Source organism: Streptomyces sp. MS191, assembly GCF_008042125.1.
GTDB lineage: Bacteria > Actinomycetota > Actinomycetes > Streptomycetales > Streptomycetaceae > Streptomyces.
On sequence record NZ_RDBI01000040.1, the window covers coordinates 1,507,240 to 1,518,888 of the forward strand.

At 70.7% G+C, this 11,649-nt stretch carries 9 protein-coding genes; 5 read left to right on the forward strand and 4 right to left on the reverse strand.

The features are described 5' to 3' along the window. Window positions 1–4: 4 nt before the first annotated feature. Together EAO71_RS13930 and EAO71_RS13935 are read right to left on the reverse strand one after the other, a co-directional pair. Window positions 5–832, reverse strand: a complete 828-nt coding sequence (locus tag EAO71_RS13930; protein ID WP_147978028.1) for an Fpg/Nei family DNA glycosylase — start codon at window positions 830–832, stop codon at window positions 5–7. 7 nt (window positions 833–839) lie between these two features. Further along, a complete protein-coding gene (locus tag EAO71_RS13935; RefSeq protein WP_147978029.1) occupies window positions 840–1,331 on the reverse strand; it encodes a ribose-5-phosphate isomerase in 492 nt (163 codons plus the stop codon). Window positions 1,332–1,515: 184 nt separating this feature from the next. Between EAO71_RS13935 and EAO71_RS13940 the strand changes: the two genes are divergently transcribed. Further along, window positions 1,516–2,964 carry an amino acid permease gene (locus EAO71_RS13940; RefSeq protein WP_147978030.1) on the forward strand — a complete coding sequence of 483 codons (1,449 nt, stop codon included), beginning with the start codon at window positions 1,516–1,518 and terminating at the stop codon, window positions 2,962–2,964. 330 nt (window positions 2,965–3,294) lie between these two features. Here the strand turns inward: EAO71_RS13940 and EAO71_RS13950 are convergent, their stop codons facing one another. Beyond that, window positions 3,295–3,888, reverse strand: coding sequence for a biotin transporter BioY (locus EAO71_RS13950; RefSeq protein ID WP_147978031.1), 594 nt, complete (start codon window positions 3,886–3,888; stop codon window positions 3,295–3,297). A 280-nt stretch (window positions 3,889–4,168) separates the two neighbouring features. Between EAO71_RS13950 and EAO71_RS13955 the strand changes: the two genes are divergently transcribed. From EAO71_RS13955 to EAO71_RS13965, 3 genes are all read left to right on the forward strand, one after another. Further along, a complete protein-coding gene (locus tag EAO71_RS13955) occupies window positions 4,169–5,587 on the forward strand; it encodes an amino acid permease (RefSeq protein ID WP_147978032.1) in 1,419 nt (472 codons plus the stop codon). Between the two features lie 115 nt (window positions 5,588–5,702). After that, window positions 5,703–7,115 carry an amino acid permease gene (locus EAO71_RS13960; RefSeq protein WP_147978033.1) on the forward strand — a complete coding sequence of 471 codons (1,413 nt, stop codon included), beginning with the start codon at window positions 5,703–5,705 and terminating at the stop codon, window positions 7,113–7,115. A 173-nt stretch (window positions 7,116–7,288) separates the two neighbouring features. Continuing rightward, window positions 7,289–7,933 (forward strand): superoxide dismutase, encoded by a 645-nt coding sequence (locus EAO71_RS13965; RefSeq protein WP_147978034.1) that lies wholly within the window; start codon window positions 7,289–7,291, stop codon window positions 7,931–7,933. Between the two features lie 143 nt (window positions 7,934–8,076). Here EAO71_RS13965 and EAO71_RS13970 read toward each other — a convergent pair whose 3' ends face one another. Next, window positions 8,077–8,712, reverse strand: a complete 636-nt coding sequence (locus EAO71_RS13970) for a mycothiol-dependent nitroreductase Rv2466c family protein (protein WP_147978035.1) — start codon at window positions 8,710–8,712, stop codon at window positions 8,077–8,079. A gap of 147 nt (window positions 8,713–8,859) precedes the next feature. On the opposite strand from EAO71_RS13970, the gene pepN reads away from it, so the two are divergent. Next, entirely contained in the window at window positions 8,860–11,409 is a 2,550-nt protein-coding gene (gene pepN, locus EAO71_RS13975; protein ID WP_147978036.1) for an aminopeptidase N, read from the forward strand. Window positions 11,410–11,649: the final 240 nt, after the last annotated feature.

Consider the following 11,649-nt stretch of genomic DNA (forward strand, 5'->3'; position numbering starts at 1 on the left):
GGCGCTACGTTCCGGCGGCGGCCCGGCCCTGCTGGCAGCCGGGGCACCAGAAGAGGTTGCGGGCGGCGAGATCGGCGGTGCGGATCTCGCCGCCGCAGACGTGGCAGGGCTGGTGGGCCCGGCGGTAGACGTAGACCTCGCCGCCGTGGTCGTCGACGCGCGGCGGGCGGCCCATCGTCTCGGGGGTGTGCTCGGGGCGGACGGTGTCGATGCGGTTGAGGCGGACGCCCTCGCGCATCAGGGCGACGAGATCGGTCCAGACGGCGTCCCACTCCCCCGCCGTCAGGTCCCGGCCCGCGCGGTAGGGGTCGATGCCGTGCCGGAAGAGCACTTCGGCGCGGTAGACGTTGCCGACGCCGGCGACGATCTTCTGGTCCATGAGCAGGGCGGCGATCGTGGTCCGCGAGGCGGAGATCCGGCGCCAGGCCCGGGCGGGGTCGTCGCCGGGGCGGAGCGGGTCCGGCCCCAGCCGGTCGTGTATCGCCCGCTTCTCGCCGTCGGTGATCAGCGCGCAGGTCGTCGGGCCGCGCAGGTCGACGTACGCGTCGGCGTGGGCGAGGCGCAGTCGCACGGTGTCCGTGGGCGGCGGTGCGGGGGCGTCACCGAAGGCGACCTTGCCGAACAGGCCGAGGTGGATGTGCACCCACTCCCGGCCGGGGAAGGCGAGGAAGAGGTGCTTGCCGTGCGCCTCGGTGTCCTCGAGCACGGCGCCGTCGAGGAGGGCCGCGGAGTCGGCGAACTTGCCCTGCGGGCTGGAGACACGCACGGACCGGCCGCCGAACCGTTCCCGGTAGTCGGCGGCCAGTCGGTGGATCGTGTGCCCTTCGGGCATGGAGGGGTCAGGCCTCGTTCTGCGGGTGGTGGGCCGGGATCGGGGGGAGTTCGCCGGTCGTCTCGTAGGCGGTGAGCATGTTGATCCGGCGGGTATGACGCTCGTCACCCGAGTAGGGGGTGTTCAGGAAGATCTCGACGAACTTCGTCGCCTCTTCCTGGGTGTGCATCCGGCCGCCGATGGAGACGACGTTGGCGTTGTTGTGCTCGCGGCCGAGGGCGGCGGTCTGCTCGCTCCAGGCGAGGGCCGCGCGCACCCCCTTCACCTTGTTCGCGGCGATCTGCTCGCCGTTGCCCGAGCCGCCGATGACGATGCCGAGGCTGTCCGGGTCCGCGGCCGTCTTCTCGGCGGCGCGCAGGCAGAACGGCGGGTAGTCGTCCAGGGCGTCGTAGATGTGGGGACCGCAGTCGACGGGCTCGTGGCCGTAGGCCTTCAGCCACTCGACGAGGTGGTTCTTGAGTTCGAGGCCGGCATGGTCGGAGCCGAGGTACACGCGCATGGTTCCGAGTGTGGCACGCGGGGAGCGGGGTAGCCGTCAGCGGGGTCGGGACCTTCACCCCTTCCGGTCCGGACCTTCGACCCTCGCGCAACGATCCGGAATCAGCTCTTCCGATCTACCCGGGTCACAGTGTTCAATGCTCGGGCTCGCGACCCGAGCCCTCCCCACACGTAAGGAAGCGTCCATGAACACGCAGCCGACCCTTGCGAAGGAAGGCGGCGACACCGGAACCACCGGTGATTCCCAGTCTTCCGACGGACTCAAGGCCGGTCTCAAGAACCGCCACCTCTCGATGATCGCGATCGGTGGCGTCATCGGCGCCGGCCTGTTCGTCGGCTCCGGCTCCGGCATCGCCGCGGCCGGTCCCGCCATCCTCCTCTCGTACGCCCTCGTGGGCGCGATGGTCGTCTTCGTCATGCGGATGCTCGGTGAGATGGCCGCCGCCCGGCCGTCCTCCGGCTCCTTCTCCGCGTACGCCGACACGGCCCTGGGCCGCTGGGCCGGCTTCTCCATCGGCTGGCTGTACTGGTTCTTCTGGGTCGTCGTGCTCGCCGTCGAGGCGACCGCCGGCGCGAAGATCCTCGAGAGCTGGATACCCGCGGTGCCGCAGTGGGGCTGGGCCCTCATCGTGATGGTCGTGCTCACCGCGACCAACCTGGCCTCGGTCTCCTCCTACGGCGAGTTCGAGTTCTGGTTCGCCGGCATCAAGGTCGTCGCGATCGCCGCGTTCGTCGTCGTCGGTCTGCTCGCCGTCTTCGGCGTGCTCCCGGGCTCGGACAACCCCGGCGCGGGCTTCGCCCACCTCACCGACTCCGGGGGCTTCTTCCCGATGGGCGCGGGGGCGATCCTCACCGGCGTGCTGATGGTCGTCTTCTCCTTCATGGGCAGCGAGATCGTCACCCTGGCCGCCGGCGAGTCCGAGGACCCGCAGCGCGCCGTGACCAAGGCCACCAACAGCGTGATCTGGCGGATCGGCGTCTTCTACCTGGGCTCGATCTTCGTCGTCCTGACGCTGCTCCCCTGGAACGACAAGTCGATCGTCGACAAGGGCTCGTACGTCGCCGCCCTGGACTCCATCGGCATCCCGCACGCCGGCCAGGTCATGAACGTCATCGTGCTGACCGCGGTGCTCTCCTGCCTGAACTCGGGCCTCTACACCGCCTCCCGCATGGCCTTCTCCCTCGGCCGGCGCGGCGACGCGCCCAAGGCGTTCGCCCGCACCAACAAGCGGGGCGTGCCGCAGGCGGCGATCCTGTCCTCGGTGCTCTTCGGCTTCGTCGCGGTCTTCTTCAACTACAAGTGGCCCGACACCGTCTTCGCCTTCCTGCTGAACTCCTCCGGCGCGGTCGCGCTCTTCGTCTGGCTGGTCATCTGCGTGACCCAGCTGCGCATGCGCGGGATCATCCTGCGCGAGTCGCCGGAGAAGCTGGTCGTGAAGATGTGGCTCTTCCCGTACCTCACGTGGGCGACGATCGCCATGATCGTCTTCGTCCTCGGCTACATGCTGTACGACGGCGGCAGCGCCCGTGAGCAGGTCGTGCTGTCCCTGCTGGTGGCCGCCCTGGTGCTGGTCATCTCCCTGGTCCGCGACCGGTTCTCGAAGAGCCGCGCGGACGTCACGCCCCGGGCGTGACCCCCGACCGGCGGTGACGCCGGGCAGGACGTGAGCGGGAGGCCCTCCGAGCCGGAGGGCCTCCCGTCGTCTTTCCCCCCAACCCCATCTACGCGGTGGGCGTCCCGTACCTCGCCTTCGCCACCGGTATGACGCTGTCGCAGGCGATCGCCGCGGGCCACCGTGCCCACGAGCCTCCGGTCCTGCGAGCCCACGCGCCACCGTGTCCCCGGGCATCCGACCCGGACGGACGCAAGCAGTCCGCCTCCCGGCCCGGACGCACGGAAGAGGTCCGCCGGGCCGAGGACGTGGCCTCGGCCCGGCGGACCTCTCCGGTGGGACGTGCGGGTGTCAGCCCTTGCGGCCGACGAGCTTCCAAGTGGTCGGCAGCAGGCCCATCGCCAGTGCGGCCTTGAGCGCGTCGCCGATCAGGAACGGGGTCAGGCCCGCGGCGATCGCCTGCGACAGCGTCATACCGGTGGCGAAGGCGAGGTACGGGACGCCCACCGCGTAGATGACGAGGGAGCCGAGCGCCATCGTGCCGGCGGTGCGCAGCACCGAGCGGTCCGCGCCGCGGCGCGCGAGGGCGCCGACGACCGTGCCGGCGAGCAGCATGCCGAGGATGTAGCCGAAGGACGGCATCGCCCATCCGGAGGACGCCTGCGCGAACCACGGCATGCCCGCCATGCCCGCCAGCGTGTACAGGGCCAGGGAGAGGAAGCCGCGGCGGGCGCCGAGCGCCGTGCCGACGAGGAGCGCCGCGAAGGTCTGGCCGGAGACGGGGACGGGCGAGCCCGGAACCGGGACGGCTATCTGCGCGGCGATGCCGGTGAGGGCGGCGCCGCCGACGACCAGGGCGATGTCACGGGTGCGGCCGGCGGGCAGCAGGTCGGCGAGGACCGCGCCGGCGCGGAGGGGACGGACGGGGGTGACGGCGGTGGTCATCGGTTCTCCGCGAGGTCGAGGGTTCCCCCGCCCGAAGGGCCGGGGAGAGGGCCGGACGGATCGACCGTAGTCGAGGAGTGAGCGCCCGATCACCGTCAGCCGTCCACAAAGCGCGGGTCCGACCCTTCGTGGAGATCGAACAAACACCGGTCATACGCCCCCACGCCACGTGACGCTCGTCACGTGGCATCCCTCGACGAGAGGTCCCTTTTGCACCAACGGCGGGTCGACGGAGAGACTGTGGGGTCTCCATAAAACGCTTTCGAGAGCACGAGCCCCCATGCACGACGCTTCACCCGCCTCGCCGGCTTCGTCGCCGGTTTCCCCGCCGGCGCCCCTCGGCACCGACCCGGAGCCCCTCTCCCCTGGCCTGAAGCAACGTCATCTGACGATGCTGGGGTTGGGCGGGGTGATCGGCGCCGGACTGTTCGTCGGCTCCGGCGCGGGGATCGCCGTCGCCGGGCCCGGCATCGTGCTGTCCTATCTGATCGCGGGCGCGCTCGCGATGCTGATCATGCGGATGCTGGGCGAGATGGCGGCGGCGATGCCCGCCTCGGGAGCCTTCTCCGTGCACGCGGAGCGGGCCCTCGGCCGCTGGGCGGGCTTCGCGGTGGGCTGGCTGTACTGGTTCCTGCTGGTGGTCGTGCTGGCGGTCGAGGCGACCGGCGCGGCGACGATCGCCCACGGCTGGGCGCCCGGGGTACCGCAGTGGGCCTGGGTGCTGGTGTTCATGGTGGTGTTCACCGTGGCCAACCTCGCCGCCGTGCGGAACTTCGGCGAGTTCGAGTTCTGGTTCGCGGCCCTCAAGGTCGGCGCGATCGTGCTCTTCCTGGCGCTGGGAGTGCTGGCCGTCCTCGGCCTGCTTCCCGACACGGACCCGGTCGGCCTGACGAACCTGACCGGGCAGGGCGGGTTCCTGCCGCACGGGTGGTCGGGCGTCGTCTCCGGCGTCCTCGCGGTCGTGTTCGCCTTCGGCGGCCTGGAGGTCGTCACCATCGCCGCCGCCGAGTCGGACGACCCGGCCCGCAACGTGGCCCGCGCGGTGCGCAGCGCGGTGTGGCGGATCCTGCTCTTCTACGTCGGCTCGATGGTGGTCATCGTGACCCTGCTGCCGTGGACCACGATGCGCCCGGGGCAGTCGCCGTACGTCGCCGTGCTCGACTCGATCGGCGTGCCGGCGGCGGGCCAGATCATGAACATCGTGGTCTTCGTGGCGCTGCTGTCGGCGCTGAACGCCAACCTGTACGGCTCGTCCCGGATGGTCTTCTCGCTCGCCGAGCGGGGCGAGGGGCCGCGAGGGCTGCTGAAGGTGTCGCGCGGCGGGGCGCCGCGACGGGCGGTGCTCGCCTCGGTGGCCTTCGGGTTCGTGTCCGTGCTGCTCAATCTGAAGTGGCCGGACTCGGTCTTCCTCTACCTGCTCAACGCGGTGGGGGCGGTCCTGCTCTTCGTCTGGGGTCTGATCGCGGTCTCGCAGCTGCGGTTGCGGCGCAGGATCGAGCGCGAGGCGCCGCAGGCGCTGACCCTGCGGATGTGGGGGTTCCCGTGGCTGACCTGGGTGGCTCTGGCCGCCATGGGCGCCGTGCTGGTCCTGATGCTGACCGACGACGGGACGCGGCCTCAGGTGCTGTGGTCGGGCGCGGCCACCGGGGCCGTGCTGCTGGTCGCCTGGGTGCGGGAGCTGCGCACGAAACGGTCATGATCCTTCACGTTGTGTGAAGGTCGTGCCCGTATAGCGGACGTCTGTTCCCTGTCAGCGGTTCACCTGCCCAGACTGTGGCGCGTTCCCCCGTCTCAGCCAACGAACAGGGCGGCCCATGTCACGGACCACCGCGCCCGCGCCCGTCGACCGCAAGGACGACGGCGCGACCTCCCCGAACGGTCTCTCCCACGGCCTCAAGCAGCGCCATCTCTCGATGATCGCCCTCGGCGGCGTGATCGGCGCCGGGCTCTTCGTCGGCTCCGGTGCCGGCATCGCCGCCGCCGGTCCCTCGATCGTGGTGGCCTACGCGATCTCCGGCCTGCTCGTCATGCTCGTGATGCGGATGCTCGGCGAGATGTCCGCGGCGAACCCGGCCTCCGGGTCGTTCTCCGTCCACGCCGAACGGGCCATCGGCCCGTGGGCCGGCTTCACGGCGGGCTGGTCCTTCTGGTTCCTGCTCTGCGTGGCGGTGGGTCTGGAGGGCATCGGCGCGGCGAAGATCATGACGGGCTGGTTCCCGGGCACCCCGGAGTGGGCCTGGGTGGCCCTCTTCATGCTGGTGTTCTGCGTGACCAACCTGGCGGCCGTGAAGAACTTCGGCGAGTTCGAGTTCTGGTTCGCCGCCCTCAAGGTCGGCGCGATCGTCCTCTTCCTCGGCATCGGCGTGCTCGCCATCGTCGGCGTGCTGCCGGGCACCGACGCCCCGGGCACGTCGAACCTCACCGGTGACGGCGGCTTCTTCCCGCACGGCTCCGAGGGCCTGATCGTGGGTCTGCTCGCCTCGGTCTTCGCGTACGGCGGACTGGAGACGGTCACCATCGCGGCGGCCGAGTCCGAGCACCCCGTGGCGGGCGTCGCCAAGGCGGTCCGTACGGCGATGTGGCGCATCGCGATCTTCTACATCGGCTCGATGGCGGTCATCGTCACCCTCGTCCCCTGGGGCGACGAGGCGGTCGTCGAGAAGGGCCCGTACGTCGCCACGCTCGACCACCTGGGCATCCCCGCGGCCGGCCAGATCATGAACGTGGTCGTGCTGATCGCCCTGCTCTCGGCGATGAACGCCAACGTCTACGGCGCCTCCCGGATGGCCTGCTCCCTGGTCGACCGCGGTCAGGGCCCGAAGGCGCTGGGCCGGAAGTTCGGCGGGGTGCCGCGCCCGGCGGTCCTCGTCTCCTCGGTCTTCGGCTTCGCCTGCGTGCTGCTGAGCTACTGGCGCCCCGACGACATCTTCGTCTGGCTGCTGAACACCATCGGCGCGATCATCCTCGTCGTCTGGTTCTTCATCGCCGTCTCACAGCTGCTGCTGCGCCGCCGCACGGAGCGCGAGGCGCCGGAGAAGCTGGTGGTGAAGATGTGGGCCTACCCGGCGCTGACCTGGGTGGCGCTGGCCGGCATGGCCGCCATCTTCTTCCTGATGGCCCGCGAGGAGGGCACGCGTGTGCAGCTGTACTGGACCGGCGGGCTGACCCTGCTGCTCGCGGTGGCCGGCTACGTACGCCAGCGGGCGGCGGCGCGCTCCGCCTCCTGACCCGGCACCTCTGCCGCACGGAACCCCCGGACCGTCCATGGTCCGGGGGTTCCGTCATGTCCCGGGCACACCAGGACACAGGGCCGATCCTGATCTTCGGGGCGGCGTTGCTGCTGTTAGCCTGCACTTGCATATAGGTTGCAATAAGCGGCGGCAGGCGAGAGGCTCGGCACATGGCGATCTACACACTTCCGGAACTGCCCTACGACTACGCGGCGCTGGAGCCGGTGATCAACCCGCAGATCATCGAGCTGCACCACGACAAGCACCACGCCGCCTACGTCAAGGGTGCGAACGACACCCTGGAGCAGCTGGAAGAGGCGCGCGAGAAGGACGCGTGGGGCGCGATCAACGGCCTGGAGAAGAACCTCGCGTTCCACCTCTCGGGCCACATCCTGCACAGCATCTACTGGAACAACATGAACAGCCCGAAGGACGGCGGCGGCGGCGAGCCGCTGGCTGCCGACGGGGTCGGCGAGCTCGCCGACGCGCTCACCGAGTCGTTCGGCTCGTTCGCGAAGTTCAAGGCCCAGCTGACCAAGGCGTCGGCCACCACCCAGGGCTCGGGCTGGGGCGTCCTCGCCTACGAGCCGATCAGCGGCCGGCTGATCGTCGAGCAGGTCTACGACCACCAGGGCAACGTCGGCCAGGGCTCCGTCCCGATCCTCGTCTTCGACGCCTGGGAGCACGCCTTCTACCTTCAGTACAAGAACCAGAAGGTGGACTTCATCGAGGCCATGTGGCAGGTCGTCGACTGGCAGGACGTGCACAAGCGCTACCGGGCGGCCAAGGCCTCCGTCCCGCTGATCTCCTTCTGATCGGCCCCCGTCGTCCTGCTCGTGATCGTCTTCTCAGCCTTCGCGTGCGGACGGAATGACGAAGAACCCCCGTGATGACGTGCATCACGGGGGTTCTTCCATGCGCCACGACCCCGGCGCGGCGGCGCCGGCCGGGGCCCGGACTACTCGAAGCTGGGCGCCGCGGTGCGGGTGCGCTTGATCTCGTAGAAGCCGGGCGTCGCCGCCACGAGGAGCGTGCCGTCCCACAGCCGGGCGGCGGCCTCGCCGCGCGGGGTCGGCGTGACGACCGGACCGAAGAAGGCGACCTCGTCACCGTCCGCACCCGGCACGGAGATGACCGGCGTGCCGACGTCCTGGCCGACCTTCTCGATGCCCTCCTTGTGGGAGGCGCGCAGCTCGGTGTCGTAGACGTCCTTGTCGGCGTAGTCGGCCAGCTCGGCCGGCAGGCCCACATCGGCGAGCGCGCCGGCTATGGCCTCACGCGTGGGGCCCTCGTTGTTGTTGTGGAAACGGGTGCCGAGCGCGGTGTAGAGCTTGCCGACGACCTCGTCGCCGTGCAGCTGCTGGGCCGCGACGACCACGCGGACCGGGCCCCATGCCTTGGTCTCCAGCATCTCGCGGTACTCCGGCGGGACCTCGTCGAGCCGGTTCTCGTTGAGCACGGCCAGGCTCATCACCTTCCACCGCACGTCCACCGGGCGGACCTTCTCCACCTCCAGCATCCACCGCGAGGTCATCCAGGCCCAGGGGCACAGCGGGTCGAACCAGAAGTCGGCGGTGGTCCTGCTCTCGGACATGTCACTCCTCATGGACGGATACGCGATGGACATCTGTGCGCCGTGGGAGCCAACGTCACGGGGCGGCGCGGGCATTCCCCTGGTGCCGCGTGACAGCCGCACATGGGAGGATCGGTGCTGTTTCGAACGAGCCACGAAGGAGTGACCGTGCCCGGAGAGAATCTGTCCCGCGACGAGGCCCGCGAGCGGGCCGAGCTGCTGACCGTCGACGGGTACGAGGTGTCCCTCGATCTGCGCTCGGCCGTCGGCGAGTCGGCCGACGCCGTGCGGACCTTCCGCTCGGTGACGACGATCCGCTTCCGTCGCACGGGCACGGGCTCGGCCACCTTCGTGGACCTGATCGCCCCCGCCGTGACCTCGGTGGAGCTCAACGGCCGCGCACTCGACCCGGCCGTCGTCTTCGACGGCGCACGGATCACGCTGGACTCCCTCGACGACGAGAACGTCCTGGTCGTGGACGCCCAGTGCGCCTACAGCCGGACCGGCGAGGGCATGCACCGCTTCGTCGACCCCGAGGACGGCGAGGTCTACCTCTACACGCAGTACGAGCCGGCCGACTCCCGCCGGGTCCACGCGAACTTCGAGCAGCCGGACCTCAAGGCGCCCTTCCGCTTCGAGGTGACCGCGCCCGAGGGCTGGACGGTCTGGAGCAACGGCGCCGGGGAGCGGGCCGACGACGGCGTGTGGCGGTTCGCGGAGACCGCGCCGATCTCGACGTACGTCACCTGCGTCGTCGCCGGGCCGTACCACTACGTGACGGACACCTACCGGCGCGGCGAGCTGGAGATCCCGCTCGGCGCGATGTGCCGCAGGAGCCTGGCCAAGCACTTCGACGCGGACGACGTCTTCCTGATCACGAAGCAGGGCCTGGACTTCTTCCACGACAACTTCGACTACCCGTACCCCTTCGGGAAGTACGACCAGGCCTTCGTCCCCGAGTACAACCTCGGCGCGATGGAGAACCCGGGCATGGTGACGTTCCGCGAGGAGTACGTCTACCGGGGCAAGGTCACGCAGGCGGCGTACGAGCGCCGGGCGAACGTCATCCTCCACGAGATGGCGCACATGTGGTTCGGCGACCTGGTCACCATGGTGTGGTGGGACGACCTGTGGCTGAAGGAGTCCTACGCCGACTTCATGGGCTCGTTCTCGCTGACCGAGGCGACCCGCTTCACCAACGGCTGGGTGACCTTCGCCAACAGCCGCAAGGCGTGGGCCTACCGCGCCGACCAGCTGCCGTCCACCCACCCGATCACGGCCGACATCCGTGACCTGGAGGACGCCAAGCTGAACTTCGACGGCATCACCTACGCCAAGGGGGCCTCGGTCCTCAAGCAGCTGGTGGCCTACGCGGGACGGGACGCGTTCCTGGAGGGCGCGCGCCGCTACTTCAAGCGCTTCGCCTACGGGAACACGCGCCTGGCCGACCTGCTGTCGGTCCTGGAGGAGACCTCCGGCCGCGACATGAGGTCGTGGGCGCGTTCCTGGCTCCAGACCTCCGGCGTCAACGCGCTGACGCCCGAGGTGACGTACGACGCGGAGGGCCGGATCACCGAGCTGGCCGTCACCCAGGACGGCGACGAGCTGCGCCCGCACCGGGCCGCGGTGGGCCTGTACCGGCTGTCGCCCGAGGGCGCGCTGGTGCGGTACGCGCGCGCCGAGACGGACGTCACCGGCGCCCGCACGGTGGTCGGGGAGCTGGCGGGCGAGGAGCGGCCGGCGCTCGTCCTGGTCAACGACGACGACCTGACCTACTGCAAGATCCGCTTCGACGAGGTCTCCCTGGAGACGCTGCGGACGCACCTCGGCGACATCACGGACCCGCTGGCCCGCGCCCTGTGCTGGTCGGCCCTGTGGAACCTCACGCGGGACGGCCTGATGCCGGCCCGGGACTTCGTGGCGATCGCGCTGGAGTTCGCGGGCCGCGAGACGGACATCGGCGTGCTGCAGATGGTGCACGCCTGGTCCCGGTCCGCCGTCACGCACTACGCGGCGCACGCCTGGCGCGCCGAGGGCGGCCGGCTGCTGGCCGAGGGCGGGCTGCGCGAGCTGCGGCAGGCCGAGCCGGGCAGCGAGAGCCAGCTCACCTGGGCGCGGTTCTTCGCGGCCACCGCGTCGACGGACGAGGACCTCCTGCTGCTGGAGGGGCTGCTCGACGGCACGGCCAAGATCGACGGTCTCGACGTCGACCAGGAGCTGCGCTGGGCGTTCCTGGAGCCGCTGGCCTCGCACGGCCGGGCCGACGAGGGCCGGATCGGCGAGGAGCTGGCCCTCGACGACACGGCGACCGGCAAGCGCCACCAGGTCCGGTGCCTGGCCGCGCGGCCCTCGGCCGCGGTCAAGGCGCAGGCGTGGGCGCAGGTCGTGGAGTCGGACGCGCTGTCGAACGCGCTGGTGGAGGCCACCATCGCGGGCTTCGTCCAGCCCTCGCAGCGCGAGCTGATCGCGCCGTACGCGCCGCGGTACTTCGCGGCGATCGAGCGGCTGTGGGCGGACCGTTCGATCCAGATCGGCATGGACGTCGTCCGCGGCCTGTTCCCCGCGCTCCAGGACAGCGAGGAGACGCTGGCGGCCACGGACGCGTGGCTGGCGGCGCACGAGTCGGCCGCTCCGGCGCTTCGCCGGCTGGTCCTGGAGGCGCGCGACGACCTGGCCCGGGCGCTGCGCGCACAGGCGTGCGACGGTCGGGCGAGCTAGGACGTGCCGCGAAAGTCCCGCCTGCCCCACGACGCCTGACACGCGCCCTAGGTCACGTACCCGCGGACGGCCCCCGGCTCCTTGCCGGGGGCCGTCCGCGTGCGGGGTGCTTTTCGGCACTCGAACGCGCGTACTTTAGGACAGGCTTGTCCCGGAATGTCGACGGGCTTGTAACAGCGGTTAGCCAGGCCCCGGCCGGCGGAAGACCCCCGGCATGAACCACAACGCCCCGCTCTCCCC

Bases quoted from the DNA above. Each gene is read 5' to 3' on its own strand.
- EAO71_RS13930 (WP_147978028.1), bottom strand. From the start codon at position 832: ATGCCCGAAGGGCACACGATCCACCGACTGGCCGCCGACTACCGGGAA.
- EAO71_RS13935 (WP_147978029.1), bottom strand. From the start codon at position 1,331: ATGCGCGTGTACCTCGGCTCCGACCATGCCGGCCTCGAACTCAAGAAC.
- EAO71_RS13940 (WP_147978030.1), top strand. From the start codon at position 1,516: ATGAACACGCAGCCGACCCTTGCGAAGGAAGGCGGCGACACCGGAACC.
- EAO71_RS13950 (WP_147978031.1), bottom strand. From the start codon at position 3,888: ATGACCACCGCCGTCACCCCCGTCCGTCCCCTCCGCGCCGGCGCGGTC.
- EAO71_RS13955 (WP_147978032.1), top strand. From the start codon at position 4,169: ATGCACGACGCTTCACCCGCCTCGCCGGCTTCGTCGCCGGTTTCCCCG.
- EAO71_RS13960 (WP_147978033.1), top strand. From the start codon at position 5,703: ATGTCACGGACCACCGCGCCCGCGCCCGTCGACCGCAAGGACGACGGC.
- EAO71_RS13965 (WP_147978034.1), top strand. From the start codon at position 7,289: ATGGCGATCTACACACTTCCGGAACTGCCCTACGACTACGCGGCGCTG.
- EAO71_RS13970 (WP_147978035.1), bottom strand. From the start codon at position 8,712: ATGTCCGAGAGCAGGACCACCGCCGACTTCTGGTTCGACCCGCTGTGC.